A 19,143-nucleotide genomic window follows, 5' to 3' on the forward strand; every position below is an offset into this window, starting at 1 on the left:
TTAGTGACGGCGATGAGAATGTCAACGCATGTTGACATATCAAACGTCCGAACCGGTTGCCGTTCTGATTGTGGGCGCGGGGCCCGTTGGGCTCGCCGCTGCCGTGATGTTGCGGAGACGGGGCGTGAATGTACGCATCGTGGATGCCGCGCCGCACGGCGCGTCGACGTCACGAGCCGCCGTCATCCACGCGCGCACTCTCGAGGTCCTCTCCGAGATCGGCGTGGTGGGCCCCATCCTCGAAGAGGGGGTGGTCGTGCCCGACTTCACCGTGCGTGACGGCTCGCAGACACTCGCACGTCTCGACTTCCGTGGCCTGCACACCGACTACCCATTCACCCTCATGCTTCCGCAATCGCGCACCGAGGAACTACTCCGCGCCGAGCTGTCGCGGCTCGGCTGCGAGGCAGAGAGGGGGGTCGAGTTCGAGTCCTTCGCCGGCGTCGGGAGCGGCGCGAACGAGGTCGCCGTGCTGCGCCACCGCGACGGCACCCGCGAGAAGGTCACATCGCGTTTCGTCATCGGCGCGGATGGCAGTCATAGTCGTGTCCGGCAGGAGCGCGAGATCTCGTTCGATGGGTCGGAGTACGCCGCCTCCTTCGTGCTGGCCGACGTATCGATGACGTGGTCACTGGCGCCCGACGAGGTCCAGCTCTTTCTCGCGCGGCAGGGGCTGGTCGTCGTCGCGCCGCTTCCCGGCGGGCACCACCGCATCGTCGCGACCATGGACGATGCCCCGTCCGAGCCCAGCATTGCCGATGTTCAGCGGATCCTCGACGAGCGTGGTCCCGACGACGCGGTCGTTCGATCGGTGGCCTGGAGCTCGCGCTTTCGCGTCGCCCACCGACTGGCCGCCTCGTACCGCGACGGCCGCGTCTTCCTCGCCGGCGACGCTGCGCACGTCCACAGCCCGGCAGGCGGCCAGGGGATGAATCTCGGTATCCAGGACGCCGTCATGCTGGGGGGACTCCTCGCCGACGTGCTCTCGGGGGCGCGCGGGGAGGAGGCGCTCGACGACTACGAGCTGCTGCGTCGTCCCGCAGCGCAGCGCGTGATCACCTTTACCGACCGCATGACCCGTATGGCCACGCTTCGGGGCTCATCTCTTCGCGGGGTGCGCAACACCGTGATCCGGGTCTTGCTTCGTTCTCCCCGGCGTCGGGGTGTGCTCGCTCGGCGCATCGCCCAGCTGGAGGCTTGAGGGCTTCAGGCGAGCGAGCGCAGAAAGGCGGGCACGCCGAGGCCGAAAACGTCGAAGACCCAGTGGCCGATCATGAGTGCCCAGAGCGATACCCCTCGATAGCGCATGATGCCAAGGGCCGCGCCGGCGAGACCGGTTGCGATCACACGCACCACCGCTTCGCCTGGACTGGTTGCGGACAGCGGTGCGTGCTGCACACCGAACGCGAGGGCGATCACAGCGATCACCGTCCAGGGGCGCCATGCCGTGAGCAGCCTTTCCTGTGCCCACCCGCGGTAGAGAAGCTCCTCCGCGATCGCCACCGTGACGGGCATCACGAACAGCGACCAGAGCCCGACCCAGAGCGGCACGGAATCGGCCGACGAGCCGATCGGCGGGGGACCGCCGTACACCAGCGCGTTGCCGATGAGGGTGCCGCCGCCCAGGCTGAGGAAAAGGGCCAGCATCGTGACGGCCGCGAACGACAGATCCCGACCTGCGGCGAACGGACCGAGAAAGTTCCTGAGCGTCCTCCCGCTCCGGCGAACGAGGGTGACGACGAGCAGGATCGTCGCGAGGTCGACGGCGACGATGACGACATTGAGCAGGATTCCGGCGCCTGCAGGGAGTAGAAGGGATGCGGCAGCGGCTAAGAGTGCGCCTCGCGCGAGAAGCAGCGCGAGGACACTGAGGATCGCTCGGCGGCTCATGGGACTCTCTCCTGTGGGGCGGACCTGGTCAGCGAACGGAACGGATCGGGAGGACGGCGAGACCGCCCAGAACCGAGAATCCGATGGCGAGGGCGAAGAACGCGTCGTAACCGCCTCCGCCGGCAGCGAGGAGGGGAAGTGCGATCACCGGGACGACCAGCTGCGGCACCTGGTAGGACAGGGCGACGATGCCGAGGTCCTTGCCCGCCTCATCGAAGGAGGGCAGGACCTCGGTCATGAGAGCGACATCGACCGAGACGTACGCACCCTGGGCTGCGCCCACGATCGCGATCCCGATGAGGATCGATTCGACATCGCCAGCGAGCATCGTGACGAGCAGCCCGATCGCACTCAGCAGGCTCGCGATGGTCACGACCGCCTTGCGTCGTCCCGATCGATCCGAGATCCACCCGAACAGAACGGCAGTGATCACGTTCCCGATGGTGAAGACGACGAGCGCGAGCGCTTGTACGGGCGAGGCCGCCCTCGCAGGCACGTGCAGGCGATCGATGATGATGTACAGCAGGAACGTCGAGATGGCGGTGATCGACATCGTCACGAGGAACCGCGAGAGGAACGCCCAGAAGAAATCGGGATGCCGGCGCGGGCTCAACCAGTACGTCGAGAGGATGTCCCGGCCGCTGAGCGACGGGGCCGGTGTCGTGCGCACGATGTCGTCGAAGCGGAACACCATGACGGTGCTCAACACCACCCCGACCATGCCCGGAACGACGAACCAGGCCCACCTCTGGTCGTTCGGCAGCACGGCCATGACCTGTGCGCCCACAATGAGGCCGAGCCCGGTCGCCACGCCGGCGGCCGCGGCGATCCGCGCCCGGATGCGTCGCGGGATCTGGTCGGCCAGTAGCGCGTGGATGACCATGTTGGTCGCCCCGAAGCCCGTCTGAACGATCAGCCAGCCGACCAGTGTTCCTACGAAGCTGTCGCTGAGCGCGAGGATCACGATCCCCGTCGTCGCGACGACGGCTCCGCCGACCAGCCACGGTCGTCGCATGCCGAAGCGGGACATCGTTCGATCGGAGAGTCGTCCGAATAGGGGAGTGATGACGATGATGACGATCCCGCCGGCGCCGGCGATGATCGACAGGTTCGTCGCCTTCGTCGCGTCGTCGAGGAACGCCAGAGCCTTCGGGATGGAGGCACCGCCGATCGTGCCGAGCGCGATCGTCACCCCGAACCACGCCACGACGAACAAGGACAGGAATCCGCGAGGCTGAGGACTTCCGGCGATCTCGTCCCGCGCGGCACCGTTCGGCGCGATGGTCGGCTCGGCGGCTTGCGCAGTCGGAGGCAGGTTTCTGGGAGGGAACATCGTCGTACCTCGGGTTTCTCAGGCGGCGGGGTGTGCGCGATGGCGGTATGCGAGCCGGGCGGCTGCGGCCGATCGCCGCTGCCAGGTGCGTGCCGGTGCGAAGGTCGCGGTCAGGCCGGGGGAGCCGTGCACGTGTCCCGCGCCGACACAGACGACGGTCGGCACCCCGGCATCGCGCAGGCGCTCGCCGTAGGCGAGGCCGGCGTCTCGAAGCGGGTCGAGTTCGGCGACCTGGACGAAGGTGGGCGGAAGTCCGGAGAGGTCGTCGGCGAGGAGCGGCTGGGCATACGCGTTCGAGCCGTTGTCGTCGAGATAGAGGGCGGGCAGCTCCTGGTATCCGTCCATCCCGAATCCGTGGGCGAACTGGACGGCGGAGGGCCCGAATGCCGTCAAGGCGACGGCGGGGACTTCGAGCGATTGATGGATGAGGGTGATATCGCCTCGGTCCCGCAGACGAAGCGCCGCGCTCGCGGCGATGGCCGCGCCCGCGGACGCCCCCGCGATCCCGATCCGGCCGGCATCCACCCCGAACCGGCGAGGCTGTTCGCACAAGAGGTCGATCACGGCGATGGCATCGTCGACGGCGGCGGGGTATCGGTGCTCCGGAGCGAGGCGATAGTCCACCGAGATCACCTGGATGCGAACGCTGCGGGCACGTGCCGTCAGCAGTCTGTCGTTGATGATCTCGTGAATGGAACCGGAGATGAAGCCGCCTCCGTGCAGGAAGACCTCGGTCGGGGCCGGAGTGGCCAAGCCGTCGGGGAGGTAGCGACGGATGGTGAGAGATCCTGCTCGCGTGCGGACGATGTCGTTACGGATCCCGACGCCCGTTGCGCGGGGAGCACAGAACTCACGAGCGACCGCGTCGGAGAGTCGTCGCTCCGCGGCGCGTCGCGCTGCGACATCCGCGCTGGTCAGGTCGGGGAGCGCGGAAGACAGCTGGGTGATGCGGGCGGCCCACGCGAGGATGGCGGGCGAGACGGTGACCGGAGCCTCGGTCATGGCGCCGTCGCCGGAGGTTCTGCGTAATCGACGGCGTCATCGTGAAGGGAACGCAGCGTCGCGACGACCTGTCGGTGCGCGTCGTCAGCCGCCGGGTTGAGACGGCGGTGACCGGCCGAACCGTGATCCTGTCCGAGATATCTGACGCAGGTGACGGGCACTCCCGACGCCGCGAGCACGCGCGCATACGCTTCACCGTCACCGCGCAGGACGTCGCGCTCCGCGGTCAGGATCAGTGCAGGGGGCAGCCCCGAGTGGTCCCGCGCTCGAAGCGGCGACGCGTAAGGCTGAGGTGCTGCCCTGCTGACGCTGTCTGCGCCAAGGTAGTCACGCACGATCGGTCGGAGCATGCGGCGCACTACGGCACCGGGCATCAGTGGCGAGATCGCTCGTGCGTCCAGATGGCGGCCGGTCAGATCCAGGGCGGGAACCTCGAGCAGTTGCAGGCGAAGCGGGTGACCGCCGCGGTCGCGGTTCATCAGCGTGACCGCAGCGGCGAGGTTCCCTCCTGCCGATGCGCCTCCGAGGGCTATGCGACCCGCGTCTCCGCCGATCTCCGGCGCATGGGCGATCGCCCATTCGAAGACGCTCCAGCACTGCTCCGGTTGAGCGGGGTAGGTGACCTCGGGTGCGAGGGAGTACTCACCCGCGACCACGATTACCCTGGCCTCCGCGGCCCGCACGCGGCACATCGTGTCGAGACCCGACCAGTCGATTCCGCCCATCGTGAACGAGCCGCCGAAGAAGTACACGAGGACGGGCAGTCGCACCGGCGAGGAGGAGTCGAGCGGCTCCGCAGTCGGCCAGTAGACGCGCAGACGAGCCTCCGGGTAGCCGCTGACAGGCAGGATGTGCTCCTGAGTCGCAACCTGAGGGGCGGCGACTCCCGTTGCCTCTGTCGCTGCCGCATCCATTCGCTGTGCGTAAGACCGCCGCTGCACAGGGTCCTTAGGAAACCCGTGCCGCCACGAGTCGCCCATGACGGGCCTCGCGACTTCCTCGACCCGACGCGCAGCTGCTGCGACGAAGGGATCGCCCTTCCGGGTGTTCTTCATCGTGGAGTCCTTCCGTCAACTCCACTCTCTATAATCAAAACACTTCGATACAAGTGTTTGGATAATGCAAATGGCCAAGAGCTCAGAACGCGGTCGTGTGACGATCTACGAGGTGGCGCGTGCCGCGGGGGTGAGCATCTCAACGGTCTCGCTCGCCATCAATCGTCCGCACAAAGTGAACGCTCTCACGCGGCAGACTGTGATCGACACGGCAGTTCGCCTCGGCTATCGCGGGCAGGCGCACATCCCGGCGGGCAAGCGGATCGCGGTCGCGGCTCCCTTCTCGACCTATCCGTCGTACTACCTGCGGCTCACGGGGATGCTGACGTACTCGTCATCTGCAGATGTCGACATTGTCGTGCACGACCTCCCGTCAACGGCGGGATCCGCGGCGCCCGTCCTGGACGCTCTGCCGGTCAAGGCGGGCATCGACGGCATCATTGTGATGGGCGCGCCGTTGTCGCGCGAAGCCACGCGCACGGCATCGTTGCCGGGGCCTCCCGTCGTCCTCGTCGACGTGCCAGACAGCAGCGGTCTGCATCCCGACATTCCCGTCGTCCTCATCGACGACCGCCGGGGCGGCGAGCTGATCGGACGGCACCTCGCGGATCGTGGGCACCGTCGTGTGGCCTTCGTGCACGAGCCGCAGCGGTCCACGGAGTATCTGTCCGCTGGCATGCTGCGGGCGGAAGGGCTTTCCCGCCACATCGAGGTCGTTCCCTGCGAGGCTGCCGACCTCACTGCCCTCGCCGTGCAACTCGACAGCGCCCTCGCGGACCCACGCGTCACCGCCATCGTCGCCAATCACGACCAGCTCGCGGCAGAGATCCACGCCGTGCTGGCGGAGCGTGGCCCACATTCGATCGCTCTGGCGGGCTACGACGGCAGCGCCACCTCCGAGCTTCTCGGCATCACATCCGTCTGGCAGCCCTTCGAGGAATCTGGGCGGGCGGCCATGCGTCTGATTCTCGATCTGGCCAGCGGAGAGCATGCCAACCTCGGCTCGCTCGTTCTCACACCCAGGCTCATGGTCCGAGCCAGCACGGTGCCGGCGGCGACGTCGCCGCACGACTAGCGGCGCTGGGACCGCTGCGATCGGATTGCGACGACCAGGAAGGCCGCCGCAATGGCCGTGAATGCGCCCGTCATCACCCACTGCTGGCCGATTCCGCTTGCGGCGGCGCCCAGAGCGAACAGTGCGCCGGCGATGTAATACAGAACAGTTCTCGTCATGGGGCCACAGTGACCGACCGAAGAGCTTCGATACCAACTTCGTCACCGCGGTTCACGCAGTCCCGGTGGAGCGACCGATCTCTCAACGACGTCCCTCAGCCGCCGGAGGAGTCCTGAACCGCCGGCCTTATGCTCCGTGCTCTCGTCGCAGTGATGCGACGAAGTCGAGCTTCTCCAACACGGGGTCCGGCAGGAGGAACGGGTAGAGGTCGCTCTTGCCCATCGAGCGGTTGATCATGTTGAGCCCGGTGGCCAGCGGCATCCAGACCTCCGTCACGACATCGCGGAACGTCGCGAATGCATCGACTCCCGCGAACGTGGCCAGCCCGTACTGGTCGGCGGTCTCGAGCGTGTCGGTGATGTGCAGGAAGTGGGCCCACGTCTCGGCGAAGTCCTCGTAGGGGTGCATGGTCGAGTACGTCGAGATGTAGCGGGCCTGCCATCCTGCCGGCGGCCCCTCGGAGTAGTGGCGGTCGATCTCGGCCTGGTAGTCGGCGCGCTCGTCGCCGAACAGCGTGCGCGCCTCGGCGACGCGGTCGGTGTTCTCCACGAGCAGCCACTCGACGTAGTGCCCGACCTCGTGACGGAAGTGACCGAGCATGGTCCGGTAGGGCTCACCCAGCTGCTTCTGCACCTTCACCCGGTACGCGTCGTCGCTCTCGGCCAGATCGATCGTGATGACGCCCGCATCATGGCCAATGACGACGTTCTCCTGCACGCTCGAGAGCAGATCGAAGCACAGTCCCTTTTCGGGGTCCTCAGCCTTCCCGACCACGGCGAAGCCGAGCCGGTCGAGCTCGAAGAGCAGCCACCTCTTGGCGCGTTCGGCGACGGGATACTGCGAAAGTCCCTCGAGGTCGGCGTCGTTGGGGCGCACGCGGGTGAGGTCGCACGCAGAGCACTCACCGCCCTCGACTGCGGCCAGCCACGTGCAGCCGGACAGGCCCAGGTTTCGGCACACGTGCCACACGACCCCTGACGGATCCACGTATCGGCCCGTGCTATCGACGGGAACGATCTCGCCCTCAGCGCGGGAGAAGCCGAGCGGAGTGCCGCACGACGTGCAGACGGAGTTCTCGAAGTACAGGGCGTTCCCGCACACGCGGCATCGGAAGGCTCTCACCCGGCAAGCGTGGCAGAACGGACCGATCGGCGGTGCGGGCTTGCGATCCATCCGGATGCGGTCCTCCCCGTCGCACTGGTCACCTAGACTCGGGCGCATGGGAACGTTGAACGCAGCGCCGATGACGGCGTTCGTCTACTCGATCCGCGACCGCCGCGCCTGACGGCGCGTCGCTGATCTTCGCGTGATCGCGCCGTCTTCCGGGATGTCCTCGCACCCCGGCAGCGCGTCCTTCTTCGTACCCGCTCACCGGGGTGCTCCGAATCTTCCTTTGGAGCGCTCATGCGTACCCGTTCCGTTCACGGCGGCCGCCACGAACTCGGCCAGAACTTCCTCGTCCACACACCCACCATCGACCGCATCGTCACGCTCGTCGCCGCATCCGAGGGGCCGATCCTCGAGATCGGGGCGGGCGGTGGCGCGCTGACCGCGGGTCTTACCCGTCTCGGCCGGCCGCTCACCGCGATCGACATCGACGAGCGCCGCGTCGCGACACTGCGACGGTCTCATCCCACGGTGCGCGTCGAGCACGCCGACGTCCTGCGCCATCCGCTCGACGCGCCCGTCGTCGTGGGAAACGTGCCGTTCCACCTCACCACGCCGATCATGCGGAGACTTCTGCGGCGGCCTTGCTGGCAGCATTCGGTCCTGCTGACCCAGTGGGAAGTCGCCCGCAAACGCGCCGGCGTCGGCGGCGGCACCCTCCTCACTGCGCAGTCGGCGCCGTGGTTCACCTTCGCCCTGCACGGGCGGGTGCCGGTGCGAGCGTTTCGACCCATGCCGTCCGTGGACGGCGGCATTCTGTCGATCACCCGCCGCCCTGCGCCGCTCGTCTCGGTCGCGGACCGGCGCGCTTACGAGCGGTTCGTCGGCGATGTGTTCACCGCCCGAGGGCGGGGCATGACGGCGATCCTCGCGACGGTCACTCGCATGTCGACCCCCGCCGCGCGAGGTCGACTGGATGCGGTGGGCATCGCCCACGGCGCGCTGCCCCGTGACCTGAGTGCGCACCAGTGGGCGCGGTTGTGGCGGGCGTGTGCCGACGCGTGACGGCGCCCACTCGCAGCCCGAGCGGGCAGGATGGATACGCGGGAGGGACAGGAATGAGCGCACGCACGGTCGGGTTCATCGGCCTCGGCATCATGGGAGTGCCCATGGCGTCGAATCTCGTCGACGTGGGGTTCGACGTCGTCGTCTGGGCACGCTCGGCGCCGCCGCGAGACGAGCTCGTCGCGCGTGGCGCGCGGGCCGCTGAGAGCGTCGCGGGAGTCTTCGCCGCGGCCGAGACCGTCATCCTGATGCTGCGCGACGAGCCGGCGGTCGATGCCGTGCTCGCACGCGGCACGGATGACTTCGCCCGGCTCGTGGCAGAGCGGACAGTGGTCCAGATGGGGACCTTCACGACCGCCTTCTCACAGGAGCTGACCGCCGATGTCGCCGCGGCGGGCGGCCGGTACGTCGAGGCGCCCGTCTCGGGATCGCGGGGCCCCGCGATCGAGGGAACGCTCGTGGGCATGCTCGCGGGGGAGCCCGAGGTGCTCGATCATGTCGAGCCCGTGGTCGCAGCGATGTGCGCGCAGACGTTCCGGTGCGGAGACATTCCCAAGGCGCTGACGATGAAGCTCGCGGTGAACACGTATCTGATCACGATGGTGACCGGACTCGCCGAGACGATCCACTTCGCCGAACGTGCGGGCGCCGACCTGGGCGTGCTCCGAGAGGTGCTCGCGGCGGGTCCCATGGCATCGGCGGTGTCGCGCGGCAAGGCGCAGAAGCTCGCTGCCGGCGACCTGTCCGCGCAGGCGGCGATCGCCGATGTGCTCAAGAACGCCAGGCTCGCCGAAGACGCTGCGCGAGCCGTCGGTTCCGCGCATCCGTTGATCACGGCGAGCAGACGACTCTACGAGGAGGCCGTCGACGCGGGATGGGGGGATGTGGACATGATCGGCGTCATCGAGGCGCTCGCCGCGCGAAGCGCGCGAACGGACGAGACGACGAAGGAGCGATCATGACTGTCCTCATCCGCCCGGCCGCCGCATCCGATCATCCGCGCCTCGTGGAGGTGTGGCGGTCCGCGGTCGAAGCCACGCATGACTTCCTGACCTCGGCCGAGGTCGACCTCTACGAGCAGCAGCTGCGTGAGTACCTTCCGCAGATGCCGGTGCTCTGGGTCGCGGTCGATGACGACACCGCCATCGGTTTCCTCGGCTCCGGCGACGGCGTCATCGAGATGCTGTTCGTCGACCCGACCCGGCACGGGCGAGGGATCGGGCGGGCGCTCGTGGCGCGCGTCGCAGGGGGAGCGGCCCCGCTTCGCGTCGATGTGAACGAGGAGAACGCGGGCGCCCAGCGCTTCTATGCGGCGCTCGGGTTCATCGAGGTCGGACGCTCCGCGCTCGACGGCGAGGGGCAGCCGCATCCGATCCTCCATCTCGAGCGCCCGCTCGGCTAACCTGAACCCACACATACGACACGGGGTGCCCTGCGGGGCTGAGATCACACCCGTCGAACCTGATCTCGTCAGTACGAGCGGAGGGATGTCGCACATGACGCGCGCGCCAGAGAACCTGATCGAATCCACCATCCGGGCCTGGGAGGCGGTGCGGGAGCACGGCCCGCTCGTGCAGTGCCTGACCAACGCGGTGGTCACGGGCTTCACCGCCAACGTCCTCCTCGCCCTCGGGGCGGCTCCGGCGATGGTCGACATCCCGGAGGAGGCGGGACCGTTCGCGCGCATCGCCTCGGGGGTCCTGGTCAATCTCGGCACGCCCGGCGCCGAGCAGCGCGAGGCGATGCGCGAGGCCGTGGGGGCCGCGCAGGACGCGGGCACTCCCTGGGTGCTCGACCCCGTGGCGATCGGCGTGCTGCCGGTGCGCACCGCGCTCGCCGCCGAGCTCGTCGCGGCGGCGCCGAGCGTCGTGCGCGGCAACGCATCCGAGATCATCGCCCTCGACGGCTCGGGCGCCGGCGGCCGGGGAGTCGACGCGACGGAGGGCGTGGAGGATGCGGTCGCCGCCGCCCGGCGCATCGCGCAGACGACCGGTGCGATCGTCGCCGTCTCCGGCGCTGTGGACATGATCACGGACGGTACCCGCGAGGTGCGTCTCGGCAACGGCGATGCGCTGCTGACCCGCGTCACCGGAGGCGGATGCGCTCTCGGTGCCGTCGTGGCCGCGTTCGCGGGCGTCGAGGAGGATCGCTTCGCGGCGGTGGTCGCCGCGGTCACGGTCTACAACGTCGCGGCCGAGCTCGCCGCGGCGCGTGCCACCGGCCCGGGCAGCTTCGCCGTGGCGTTCCTCGACGCGCTCGCCGGACTCGACGCCGAGACGCTGCGGACTCGGGCGGTGATCGCGTGAACGCGGACCTCTCGCTGTACCTCGTGACGGATGCGGGCATCGCCGCGGCGGCGGGCCACGACATCGTCGACGTGGTACGCCAGGCGACGGCGAACGGCGTCACGACGGTCCAGCTGCGCGAGAAGGACGCCTCCGCACGTCGCTTCCTCGACACAGTCGCGAGGGTGTCGGCCGTGCTGCCCGACGGTGTCGCGCTGCTCGTCAACGACCGCGTGGACGTCTTCCTCGCCGCTCGTCAGGCGGGCGCGCGCGTATCGGGAGTGCATGTGGGGCAGAGCGATCTTCCGCCGGACGCAGTGCGCGCACTGATCGGTGATGACGCGATCGTCGGCCTCAGCGCCGCTACGCCGGAGCAGCTGGCGGCCGCATCCGACAGCGGTGTCGTCGACTACGTCGGCATCGGTGCGCTCCACGCGACCGCCACGAAGCGCGATGCGCCGCCACCGTTGGGCCACGAGTCGTTTGCGCGACTGGTCGCGGCGAGCGCGCTGCCCGCCGTGGCGATCGGCGGTGTCACCGCCACCGACCTGGGCCCGCTGCGGCGAGCGGGTGCGGCGGGCGCGGCCGTCGTGTCGGCGATCTGCGGTGCGAGCGACCCCGCAGAAGCGGTCCGTATGCTGCGCGCGGCATGGGATGCGGCATGAGCGCCGGGCGCGGCATCCCGCGGGTGCTGAGCATCGCCGGAACCGACCCCACGGGAGGCGCCGGCATCCAGGCGGATCTCAAGAGCATCGCCGCGAACGGCGGTTACGGCATGGCCGTCGTCACCGCCCTCGTCGCGCAGAACACGCACGGAGTGCGTTCGGTGCACGTGCCGCCCGTCGCGTTCCTCGCCGAGCAGCTCGACGCCGTCTCCGACGATGTGCGGATCGATGCGGTGAAGATCGGCATGCTCGCCACCGTCGAAGTGATCGAGACGGTCGCGGCCTGGCTCGGCCGCATCCGCCCGCCGGTCGTCGTACTGGACCCGGTGATGGTCGCGACGAGCGGCGATCGTCTGCTGGACGCGGATGCCGAGGACGCCCTCCGGCGGCTGCTACCGCACGTCGATCTCGTGACCCCGAATGTGCCCGAGCTCGCGATCCTCGCGGGCGCACCCGAGGCTTCGGCGTGGACCGACGTGCTCGCGCAGGCGAGTGTCGTGGCTCGTGCGAACGGCGTGCGCGTGCTCGCCAAGGGCGGTCACCTGTCGGGGGAGCGGCTGCCGGACGCGCTCGTGGAGATCATCGACGGTCGCGTCTCCGTCACCGAGTTCGCCGGTACCCGCATCCGCACCCGGAACACGCACGGCACGGGCTGCTCGCTCTCATCGGCGGTGGCGACCCGCGCGGCGGCCACCGGCGAGTGGGCGCAGGCGACGGCGGAGTCGAAGAGGTGGCTCGCCGAGAGCATCCGTCACGGCGCTGAGCTCCAGGTCGGCTCGGGCGACGGTCCGATCAGCCACTTCGCCGGGCTCTGGGAACGCGGCGGTCTCGACACCCGGCCGACCGCGCACGAGGTCGAGGCCGGGTGGTGGGAGCACATCGCCGGCATCCGTGCGGAGATCGACGACCTGCCGTTCGTGCGGGGGCTGGGCGACGGCACGCTCGGGAGGAGCGCGTTCCTCGGCTATCTCGCTCAGGATGCGCTGTACCTCGGCGAGTACGCCCGCGTCCTCGCCGACGCCGCTCGCCTCGCGCCGGACTCCGCGGAGCGTGCGTTCTGGGCCGGAAGCGCCCAGAACGCGATCCTCGGCGAGCTGCAACTGCACGAGCACTGGCTCGCGGGCGAGCCCGGGTGCGGTGAGCATCCTGATGCGGTCACGACGGCCTACCTCGATCACCTGCTGGCGACATCGGCCCGCGGCGACTACCGCGTGCTCATCGCGGCGCTCCTGCCCTGCTACTGGATCTACCAGGACGTCGGCGAGCGACTGCACGCCCTCTCGCACGAGGAGCATCCGTATCGGTCCTGGCTCGACACCTACGCCGACCCGGTCTTCGCTCAGTCCACCCGCCGCGCGATCGACATCGTCGCCCGGTCGGCGGCGACGGCGGATGCGGCGACCCGAGCCGCGATGCACGACGCGTTCCTGGTGTCCTCCCGTCACGAGCTCGCCTTCTTCGCCGCGGTCAGATGACGCCCCGCGACCCGGTCAGAGCACTGCGGCGGTGACGCGTCGGTGAGCCGACACCCGGTCCGCGGCGCGGGCCACCGCCTGCAGGGTGGCCGCGAGCGTGGAGCGGTCGCGGCCCGCGACCCACGCCGGACCGTCCGCGTCTCGGTACTCGATGAGCGTGACCGCTTCGGCATCCGCGCCCGTGGTCAGCGAGCTCTGGTGGAGAGAGAGGATCGCGAGGTCGATCCCGCAGCCGGCCAGCGCGCACACGGCCGCCTCGACCGGCCCGAGGCCCGCGTGCGTGGAACGCTGCACCTGGTCGTCGACGCGCACGATGACCTCGGTGGTGGCGTTCCCCTCGTCGATGTGTACCGCCTCGAGCCCGATGCTCGAGTGCTGCGGGTCGCTCATGTAGACCTCGGTGAACAGTGACCAGATCGCATCGGCCGTCACCTCCTCGCCCGTGGTGTCGGTGTGCCGCTGAACGTGCCGGGAGAAGTCGATCTGAAGTCGTCGGGGCAGCACGATGCCGTACTCGGTCTCCAGCAGGTAGGCGATGCCGCCCTTGCCGGACTGAGAGTTGACGCGGATGACCGCGTCGTAGCTGCGTCCGATGTCCGCGGGATCGATAGGCAGGTAGGGCACTCGCCAGGCGATCTCCCGCTGATCGCGCCCCTCGGCTGCAGCTCTAGCGCGGTGTTCCGCGAAGCCCTTCTTGATCGCATCCTGGTGCGTGCCGCTGAACGCGGTGTGCACGAGGTCGCCGACATAGGGATGGCGCGGATGCACGTCGATGCGGTTGCAGTACTCGACCGTGCGGCGGATGTCGTCGATGTCGGAGAAGTCGATCATGGGGTCGATGCCCTGCGCGTGAAGATTCAGGGCGAGGGTTGCGATGTCCACGTTTCCCGTGCGCTCGCCGTTGCCGAAGATGCACCCTTCGACGCGCTGAGCGCCGGCCAGGACCGCCAACTCGGCGCAGGCGATGCCGGTGCCGCGATCGTTGTGCGGGTGCACCGAGAGGATCACCCCGTCGCGGTGGGCGAGGTGCGTGTGCATGAACTCGATCTGATCGGCGTAGACGTTGGGGGTCGCGATCTCGACGGTGGCGGGGAGATTCAAGATGACGGGGCGCTCCGGGCTCGCCTGCCACAGCTTGGTGATCGCGTCGCACACCTCGATGACGTAGTCGGGCTCCGTGAGATTGAACACCTCGGGCGAGAACTCGAAGCGGACATTCGGCAGGTGGCCCGCGAGCTCCCATACGTCTCTGCCGCCGGCGAGAATGAGATCGCGCAGCTCGTCACGGTCCTTCTCGAGCACGGTCGTGCGCCAGACCGGCGCCGTCGCGGTGTACATGTGGATGACGACCTCGTTGCGGATGCCGCGGATCGCTGCCACGGTCCGCTCGATCAGATCGCGTCGTGCCGGCGTGAACACGACGATCGTGACGTCGTCGGGCGCGAGGTCGGAGTCGGCGATCAGGCGCACGAAGTCGTAGTCCGTCTGGGATGCGGACGGGTAGCCGACTTCGATCTCCGTGTAGCCCATGCGCACCATGAGCTCGAAGAACCGGCGCTTGCGCGCGGGGTCCATGGGCTCGGCAAGGGCCTGATTGCCGTCGCGCAGGTCGACGGGGACCCACAGGGGGGCAGTGGTGATGCGGCGGTTCGGCCAGCGGCGCTCCACATCGGCGAGGGGTACCTCGACGCGCGCGTAGGCGTCGCTGTAGCGGTGTGAGGGCATGCCGGAGGGGCGCTGCCGGTTCCAGGCGGGGGTGGGTGTGGTGGTCATGATCGGACGTCCTCGGGTCTGGGATGCAGACCGGCGCAGGTTCGGCTCCACGACGGGGAGCCGGTCTGGCTACGCCCCGCCGTGGCGGCGAAGAAGGAGGAATCCGCGGGTGGACACGTCGAGCACGCTACCATAGTCCTCAGACAAGTTGAGGAGTTCGGATGACTCAGGTGTCACGGACGCCGCTGGCAGATCAAGCTGCTGATCTGCTTCTCGCCCGGGTGCGTGCGGGGGAGTGGGCGCTGGGTGCCAAGCTCCCCGGCGAGACGACCCTCGCCGCCCAGCTGGGTGTCGGCCGCTCCACCGTGCGCGAGGCGATCCGTCGGCTCGCCGGCGGCGGCATCCTCGATTCGCGGCATGGTTCGGGTGTCTACGTGATCGCCCTCGATGCACCCGACGAATGGGGCGACGTCCTCCGGCGCGCGGACATCGTGACCGTGATCGAGGCGCGCACGGCGATCGAGGTGGAGGCGGCCACGCTGGCGGCGCAGCGGCGCACGCCCGCCGATCTACGTGCCATTCGACGCGCGCTCGAGGTCAGGACCCTCCCCGGCCAGAGCGTCGAGGAGCACGTGGATGCGGACATGGCCCTGCACCGGGCGATCGTCGTGGCGTCGCACAACGAGGTGCTGGTCGAACTGTTCGACGGCTTCGTGCCTCGCGTTCGGCGCACCATGGTCGAGATGCTCCGCATCCGGCCGACGGTCTCGGAGCGCGACGATCACGACGCGCACACGGCCGTCGTCCGAGCGATCGCGGAGCGGGAACCGGATGCGGCGGCGGGCGCGAGCCGCACGCACCTCGACGCACTGAAGGCGGCGCTGTCCTGAGGCGGGGCCGTCAGTGCGACGGCGCCAGTGCAGCGGCGAGGGCGATATCGAGAGCGGCGCGCTGCCTGTCCGGGGTCCACTGCTCGGGGTCTCCCGCGGCCAGTGCCGTGATCCCCTCGACGGACGCGCTCAGCGAGGCGGCACGCTCCTCGCATACTTCCGGCGTCAGCCCCGTCGCCGCGTCGATCAGTCCTGCCAGGCGAGTCGCGAAGGCGCGACTGTTGCTGACGTGACGCTCCCGCAGCACCGGATCGCCGAGTGCGGCGCCGAGAAAGGCCACCCAGGCCCTGGCTTCGGCCAAGCGTGCGTCATCGACCGCGAGCGTCCCATACGTGATCGCTCGAATCGCGGTGACCGGGTCTGACGCATCCGCCTGCAAGGCATCGGCGCGCATCGCCGTGCGCTGGTGGAGGACGTCCCGCGCGTGGAGCAGCAGCGCGCGCTTGTCGGGGAACGTGTGCAGGACCAGGCCCGTGCTGCATCCTGCGCGCGCCGCGACAGCGCGCAGAGTCAGGCCCGTGGGTCCGCCGTCGGCGAGAGTCAGAAACACAGCCTCCGACAGGCGTGCCCGCTGGGCGGCGTCGTCTCGGATGCGAGGCATGTGCAGAGCGTAACAGGTGTTACGGTAACATCCGTTACGGAAAGGATCCGCTCATGGTCTGGAACATCACCGTCACCCCGTTCGACGACTCGGACGCCGCGTCGCTCCGCGCGGCGCAGCGGAAGGAGCTCGACGAGCGCTACGGCACGAGCGATCACGAACCCGGCATCCCGGGATGGTGACGGGGTGCCGATCGCCTGTGGCGGACTTCGGCCGCTCCCGGAGAAGGTTCTCGGCGCGGGCGTCGTGGAGATCAAGCGCATGTACACGACGCCCTCCGCACGCGGAACCGGGGTGGCGACGGCGGTGCTGCGTTCTCTCGAGCAGGAGGCTCGGCGCCTCGGCGCGCATCGGATCGTCCTGGAGACGGGCACCGGGCAGCCCGATGCGATCCGTTTCTATCAGCGCGAGGGATACTCACCCACGGCGCTGTTCGGCGCCTACGTCGGTTCCGAGAACTCGGCGTGCTTCGCCAGAGAGCTGTGAGCGCGAGCGGGCAGAGGGCTTTCGTGGTCGACTAACCCCCGGAGAGCACCAGGGCGATGGCTGCCGCCCGGTCGCGGACGCCGAGCTTGGCGAAGATCGTGTTGATGTGGGACTTCACTGTTGCGACGGAGACGAACAGCTCCGCGGCGATCTCGCGATTGTTCCTGCCCCGTGCGATGAGGGCGAGAACGTCGCTCTCACGGGCCGTCAGCGCGGGGAAACGGTCGCTGAGGCGAGCGGTGGGCGGCGCTGCGGCGGTGGCGGCTCTCACGAGGCGGGCTCCCACCTCGGATGCGAAGACCGACTGGCCGCGAGCGATCGAGCGGATCGCCGCCTCGAGCTCCGCGCGTCCCGCATCCTTCGTGAGGTAACCGCGGGCTCCTGCGCGCAGCGCGTCGGCGATCGAGTCGTCGTCGGCGTACGTCGTCAGCACGAGCACGGCGATCTGAGGATCATCGCGCGTCAAACGGGCGGTCGCGTCGACGCCGCTCAGACCCGGCATCCGCAGGTCCATCAGCACGACGTCGGGGCGCTCGGACAGGGCGAGCGCGATCGCCTCCACGCCGTCGCTCGCCTCGCCGACGACCGAGACATCGTCGAGCAGGCCGAGGATCGTCACGAGCCCGTCCCGCACGATCGCCTGATCGTCGGCGACGAGCACTCTGATCGGCGGAGGAGTCACCGGCGCACCTCCATCCGCACCTGGAAGCGCGATCCTTCCTCGTCGATATCGACCCGACCGCCTCGGGGGAGTGCGGCGACGCGCTCGCGCATTCCGCGCAACCCGAACCCGCGCGAGGAGGTGCCGCCGGGCTCGATCACGTCGTTGGTCACCGTGAGGAGCACGCGATCGGCGCTCCACCGGATGCTGACATCCACCGGTCGGCCCGGGGCATGGCGCCGGGCATTGCTGAGCGCCTCCTGCGCGGCCCGGATGACGGCCGCCGCCTGAGCGCCGGATGTCTCCCACGGCGTTCCGTCCGTCTCGAAGGTCGCGGATCCTCCGAGGGAGCGATGAGCGCGAAGCAGCTCCTCGACGGCGTCGACGACGTCGTCCGGCTCCGCCTGTTCGCCGCGTCCGAGAGGCCCACGCAACGCCGCCACCGCGCGCCTCGCCTCATCGAGCCCTTCGCCCGCCAGTCGCCGAGCGCTCCGCGAGCGAGAGAGGGCGGCTTCCGTGTCGCCGCGCTCGATGAGTGCTTCGGTCGCGTCGAGCTGGAGGACGAGTCCACCGAGGGTGTGTGCCAGCACGTCGTGCAGATCGCGGGCGAGAGCCGCCCGAGCAGCCTGCTCGGCGGCTTCCTGCTGCTGCCGCCGTAAGGCGGTCTCCTGCCTCAGGAGACGCCGCGTCTGGCGCCGGCTCGCGCCGGCCAGGGACGCGATGATGATCCCACCGCCGAAAGCCAGCAGGGTGGGGACGCCGGGGTCGCGTCCGATCGCCCCGACCGCCATCAGCGCCGGGGCGGCGACCGAGCCGGTGATGGCCGCCCAAGCCGGGAGGAGGTCGTCGGCCCACAGCAGGAGCAGAGCGACCACGACGGGGGTGAACGTGATCCCCGTGGTCGGGATCACGGCGACGGATGCGGCAACGAGCGCGACCGCCGCCAGCACCGCCGACACTCGGTGGGGGCGGCGCAGCAGTGCGCTGGCCAGCCAGCTGAACACCGCGAGCATGCCGATCCACGTCCATGCGTCGAGCGGGCGCGCGCCGGCGAACAGCCAGAACGACACGAGTGCCGCTCCGACCAGGTGCAGTGCTGCTCGCGCCGACGAGCGCCCGGTGTTCATGACCCCATCATGGACCGCCGGGTCGATGCAGCAGCGTCGGAGCCGTCGGCGACGAGCCGTCGTGCCCGCGACTCCAGTACCAGCACCCGCATCGCCCGGTTCGCGGCGAGCAACAGCAGGATCGCGCCGGCAGAGGAGACGACGAACGCCCCGTTCGCGGCAGCCGCGACGTCGATGCCGATCCGACTTGCGATCACGATCAACCAGAGGGCCATGCCCCACCATCCGGTTCGAGATTCGAGCGACGCGCCCTCTGTCCGCGCGGAGGGCTGCGCGACGGGTCGGATGCGGGCGATGCGGCCCATCACCGCGCCGACGCCGAGTGAGATCGCCGCCTCGACGGTCATTGCGATGGCGTCGAGGGTCGTGATCCGCTCGACGGTTTGAGTGAGGACCGCGAGGCCTGCGATACCGAGCAGGATCGGCATCCGCCACATGCGACCGGAGCGGATGGGCCGCCAGGTGGACTGCCGGTAGCCGAGCCAGACGACGAGGACGAGAAGGAGCAGAGCGTTCAGGAGCAAGGACAAGGTCATGACGCCAGCGTCGTCGCA

22 protein-coding genes and 1 riboswitch are annotated in these 19,143 nt (G+C 69.3%); of the genes, 11 read left to right on the forward strand and 11 right to left on the reverse strand.

The genetic code is table 11. The annotated features are described in order from the left end of the window. Positions 1–28 precede the first annotated feature (28 nt). Positions 29–1,201: an FAD-dependent oxidoreductase gene (locus PQV94_RS05875; RefSeq protein WP_274287843.1), complete on the forward strand. Its 1,173-nt coding sequence runs from the start codon at positions 29–31 to the stop codon at positions 1,199–1,201. 5 nt (positions 1,202–1,206) lie between these two features. On the opposite strand, the gene PQV94_RS05880 is transcribed toward PQV94_RS05875, so the two are convergent. From PQV94_RS05880 to PQV94_RS05895, 4 genes are read right to left on the reverse strand one after another with little or no spacing between them, the layout of a single operon-like run. Beyond that, on the reverse strand, positions 1,207–1,890 hold the full coding sequence (locus PQV94_RS05880; protein ID WP_274287844.1) for a CPBP family intramembrane glutamic endopeptidase: 684 nt from the start codon (positions 1,888–1,890) through the stop codon (positions 1,207–1,209). Positions 1,891–1,918: 28 nt separating this feature from the next. Beyond that, complete coding sequence (locus PQV94_RS05885; RefSeq protein ID WP_274287845.1) at positions 1,919–3,223, reverse strand: MFS transporter; 1,305 nt, start codon at positions 3,221–3,223, stop codon at positions 1,919–1,921. 18 nt (positions 3,224–3,241) lie between these two features. Then, positions 3,242–4,225 carry an alpha/beta hydrolase gene (locus PQV94_RS05890; protein ID WP_274287846.1) on the reverse strand — a complete coding sequence of 328 codons (984 nt, stop codon included), beginning with the start codon at positions 4,223–4,225 and terminating at the stop codon, positions 3,242–3,244. Continuing rightward, on the reverse strand, positions 4,222–5,280 hold the full coding sequence (locus tag PQV94_RS05895; protein ID WP_274287847.1) for an alpha/beta hydrolase: 1,059 nt from the start codon (positions 5,278–5,280) through the stop codon (positions 4,222–4,224). The genes PQV94_RS05890 and PQV94_RS05895 overlap by 4 nt, the downstream gene beginning before the upstream one ends. A 70-nt stretch (positions 5,281–5,350) precedes the next feature. Between PQV94_RS05895 and PQV94_RS05900 the strand changes: the two genes are divergently transcribed. After that, positions 5,351–6,355 (forward strand): LacI family DNA-binding transcriptional regulator, encoded by a 1,005-nt coding sequence (locus tag PQV94_RS05900; RefSeq protein ID WP_274287848.1) that lies wholly within the window; start codon positions 5,351–5,353, stop codon positions 6,353–6,355. Here PQV94_RS05900 and PQV94_RS05905 read toward each other — a convergent pair. Next, complete coding sequence (locus tag PQV94_RS05905) at positions 6,352–6,513, reverse strand: hypothetical protein (RefSeq protein ID WP_274287849.1); 162 nt, start codon at positions 6,511–6,513, stop codon at positions 6,352–6,354. The genes PQV94_RS05900 and PQV94_RS05905 overlap by 4 nt on opposite strands. A gap of 127 nt (positions 6,514–6,640) precedes the next feature. Further along, entirely contained in the window at positions 6,641–7,636 is a 996-nt protein-coding gene (locus PQV94_RS05910; protein WP_274287850.1) for a zinc-binding metallopeptidase family protein, read from the reverse strand. Between the two features lie 282 nt (positions 7,637–7,918). Between PQV94_RS05910 and erm the strand changes: the two genes are divergently transcribed. The 6 genes from erm (at position 7,919) to PQV94_RS05940 (ending at position 13,111) form a co-directional block, all read left to right on the forward strand. Then, positions 7,919–8,686, forward strand: coding sequence for a 23S ribosomal RNA methyltransferase Erm (gene erm / locus PQV94_RS05915; protein WP_274287851.1), 768 nt, complete (start codon positions 7,919–7,921; stop codon positions 8,684–8,686). Between the two features lie 53 nt (positions 8,687–8,739). Further along, the gene (locus tag PQV94_RS05920) at positions 8,740–9,648 is read left to right on the forward strand and encodes an NAD(P)-dependent oxidoreductase (RefSeq protein ID WP_274287852.1); all 909 of its coding nucleotides are present in this window, start codon (positions 8,740–8,742) and stop codon (positions 9,646–9,648) included. Continuing rightward, complete coding sequence (locus tag PQV94_RS05925) at positions 9,645–10,088, forward strand: GNAT family N-acetyltransferase (protein WP_274287853.1); 444 nt, start codon at positions 9,645–9,647, stop codon at positions 10,086–10,088. Before PQV94_RS05920 ends, PQV94_RS05925 begins: the two co-directional genes overlap by 4 nt. An 11-nt stretch (positions 10,089–10,099) precedes the next feature. Then, a riboswitch (TPP riboswitch) is annotated at positions 10,100–10,191 on the forward strand. Next, positions 10,183–10,992, forward strand: coding sequence for a hydroxyethylthiazole kinase (gene thiM, locus PQV94_RS05930; protein ID WP_274287854.1), 810 nt, complete (start codon positions 10,183–10,185; stop codon positions 10,990–10,992). It overlaps the preceding riboswitch by 9 nt. Continuing rightward, on the forward strand, positions 10,989–11,636 hold the full coding sequence (thiE, locus tag PQV94_RS05935; protein ID WP_274287855.1) for a thiamine phosphate synthase: 648 nt from the start codon (positions 10,989–10,991) through the stop codon (positions 11,634–11,636). The genes thiM and thiE overlap by 4 nt, the downstream gene beginning before the upstream one ends. After that, a complete protein-coding gene (locus PQV94_RS05940; protein WP_274287856.1) occupies positions 11,633–13,111 on the forward strand; it encodes a bifunctional hydroxymethylpyrimidine kinase/phosphomethylpyrimidine kinase in 1,479 nt (492 codons plus the stop codon). The genes thiE and PQV94_RS05940 overlap by 4 nt, the downstream gene beginning before the upstream one ends. Positions 13,112–13,126: 15 nt before the next feature. Here PQV94_RS05940 and PQV94_RS05945 read toward each other — a convergent pair whose 3' ends face one another. Further along, positions 13,127–14,884, reverse strand: a complete 1,758-nt coding sequence (locus PQV94_RS05945; RefSeq protein ID WP_274287857.1) for a 2-isopropylmalate synthase — start codon at positions 14,882–14,884, stop codon at positions 13,127–13,129. Positions 14,885–15,045: 161 nt separating this feature from the next. Between PQV94_RS05945 and PQV94_RS05950 the strand changes: the two genes are divergently transcribed. Then, positions 15,046–15,714 (forward strand): FadR/GntR family transcriptional regulator, encoded by a 669-nt coding sequence (locus PQV94_RS05950; RefSeq protein ID WP_274287858.1) that lies wholly within the window; start codon positions 15,046–15,048, stop codon positions 15,712–15,714. 10 nt (positions 15,715–15,724) lie between these two features. Here PQV94_RS05950 and PQV94_RS05955 read toward each other — a convergent pair whose 3' ends face one another. Next, positions 15,725–16,315 (reverse strand): TetR/AcrR family transcriptional regulator, encoded by a 591-nt coding sequence (locus tag PQV94_RS05955; protein WP_274287859.1) that lies wholly within the window; start codon positions 16,313–16,315, stop codon positions 15,725–15,727. 53 nt (positions 16,316–16,368) lie between these two features. On the opposite strand from PQV94_RS05955, the gene PQV94_RS05960 reads away from it, so the two are divergent. Then, the gene (locus tag PQV94_RS05960) at positions 16,369–16,497 is read left to right on the forward strand and encodes a hypothetical protein (RefSeq protein WP_274287860.1); all 129 of its coding nucleotides are present in this window, start codon (positions 16,369–16,371) and stop codon (positions 16,495–16,497) included. Between the two features lie 4 nt (positions 16,498–16,501). Then, positions 16,502–16,801 carry a GNAT family N-acetyltransferase gene (locus PQV94_RS05965; RefSeq protein ID WP_274287861.1) on the forward strand — a complete coding sequence of 100 codons (300 nt, stop codon included), beginning with the start codon at positions 16,502–16,504 and terminating at the stop codon, positions 16,799–16,801. A gap of 31 nt (positions 16,802–16,832) precedes the next feature. Here the strand turns inward: PQV94_RS05965 and PQV94_RS05970 are convergent, their stop codons facing one another. From PQV94_RS05970 to PQV94_RS05980, 3 genes are read right to left on the reverse strand one after another with little or no spacing between them, the layout of a single operon-like run. Further along, positions 16,833–17,483: a response regulator transcription factor gene (locus PQV94_RS05970; RefSeq protein WP_274287862.1), complete on the reverse strand. Its 651-nt coding sequence runs from the start codon at positions 17,481–17,483 to the stop codon at positions 16,833–16,835. Then, the gene (locus PQV94_RS05975; protein WP_274287863.1) at positions 17,480–18,589 is read right to left on the reverse strand and encodes a sensor histidine kinase; all 1,110 of its coding nucleotides are present in this window, start codon (positions 18,587–18,589) and stop codon (positions 17,480–17,482) included. The genes PQV94_RS05970 and PQV94_RS05975 overlap by 4 nt, the downstream gene beginning before the upstream one ends. Beyond that, positions 18,586–19,125, reverse strand: a complete 540-nt coding sequence (locus tag PQV94_RS05980) for a hypothetical protein (protein WP_274287864.1) — start codon at positions 19,123–19,125, stop codon at positions 18,586–18,588. Before PQV94_RS05980 ends, PQV94_RS05975 begins: the two co-directional genes overlap by 4 nt. Between the last annotated feature and the right edge of the window lie 18 nt (positions 19,126–19,143).

Origin of the sequence: Microbacterium sp. Clip185, assembly GCF_028743715.1 — a bacterium.
Taxonomy (GTDB): Bacteria; Actinomycetota; Actinomycetes; order Actinomycetales; family Microbacteriaceae; genus Microbacterium.

What these genes read in the sequence shown, in the direction of transcription:
- PQV94_RS05925 (WP_274287853.1), top strand. Translation starts at nt 9,645, where the DNA reads ATGACTGTCCTCATCCGCCCGGCCGCCGCATCCGATCATCCGCGCCTC.
- PQV94_RS05875 (WP_274287843.1), top strand. Translation starts at nt 29, where the DNA reads ATGTTGACATATCAAACGTCCGAACCGGTTGCCGTTCTGATTGTGGGC.
- PQV94_RS05890 (WP_274287846.1), bottom strand. Translation starts at nt 4,225, where the DNA reads ATGACCGAGGCTCCGGTCACCGTCTCGCCCGCCATCCTCGCGTGGGCC.
- PQV94_RS05905 (WP_274287849.1), bottom strand. Translation starts at nt 6,513, where the DNA reads ATGACGAGAACTGTTCTGTATTACATCGCCGGCGCACTGTTCGCTCTG.
- thiM (WP_274287854.1), top strand. Translation starts at nt 10,183, where the DNA reads ATGACGCGCGCGCCAGAGAACCTGATCGAATCCACCATCCGGGCCTGG.
- PQV94_RS05960 (WP_274287860.1), top strand. Translation starts at nt 16,369, where the DNA reads ATGGTCTGGAACATCACCGTCACCCCGTTCGACGACTCGGACGCCGCG.
- PQV94_RS05940 (WP_274287856.1), top strand. Translation starts at nt 11,633, where the DNA reads ATGAGCGCCGGGCGCGGCATCCCGCGGGTGCTGAGCATCGCCGGAACC.
- PQV94_RS05955 (WP_274287859.1), bottom strand. Translation starts at nt 16,315, where the DNA reads ATGCCTCGCATCCGAGACGACGCCGCCCAGCGGGCACGCCTGTCGGAG.
- PQV94_RS05880 (WP_274287844.1), bottom strand. Translation starts at nt 1,890, where the DNA reads ATGAGCCGCCGAGCGATCCTCAGTGTCCTCGCGCTGCTTCTCGCGCGA.
- PQV94_RS05975 (WP_274287863.1), bottom strand. Translation starts at nt 18,589, where the DNA reads ATGAACACCGGGCGCTCGTCGGCGCGAGCAGCACTGCACCTGGTCGGA.
- PQV94_RS05980 (WP_274287864.1), bottom strand. Translation starts at nt 19,125, where the DNA reads ATGACCTTGTCCTTGCTCCTGAACGCTCTGCTCCTTCTCGTCCTCGTC.
- PQV94_RS05920 (WP_274287852.1), top strand. Translation starts at nt 8,740, where the DNA reads ATGAGCGCACGCACGGTCGGGTTCATCGGCCTCGGCATCATGGGAGTG.
- erm (WP_274287851.1), top strand. Translation starts at nt 7,919, where the DNA reads ATGCGTACCCGTTCCGTTCACGGCGGCCGCCACGAACTCGGCCAGAAC.
- PQV94_RS05945 (WP_274287857.1), bottom strand. Translation starts at nt 14,884, where the DNA reads ATGACCACCACACCCACCCCCGCCTGGAACCGGCAGCGCCCCTCCGGC.
- PQV94_RS05900 (WP_274287848.1), top strand. Translation starts at nt 5,351, where the DNA reads ATGGCCAAGAGCTCAGAACGCGGTCGTGTGACGATCTACGAGGTGGCG.
- PQV94_RS05885 (WP_274287845.1), bottom strand. Translation starts at nt 3,223, where the DNA reads ATGTTCCCTCCCAGAAACCTGCCTCCGACTGCGCAAGCCGCCGAGCCG.
- PQV94_RS05950 (WP_274287858.1), top strand. Translation starts at nt 15,046, where the DNA reads ATGACTCAGGTGTCACGGACGCCGCTGGCAGATCAAGCTGCTGATCTG.
- PQV94_RS05895 (WP_274287847.1), bottom strand. Translation starts at nt 5,280, where the DNA reads ATGAAGAACACCCGGAAGGGCGATCCCTTCGTCGCAGCAGCTGCGCGT.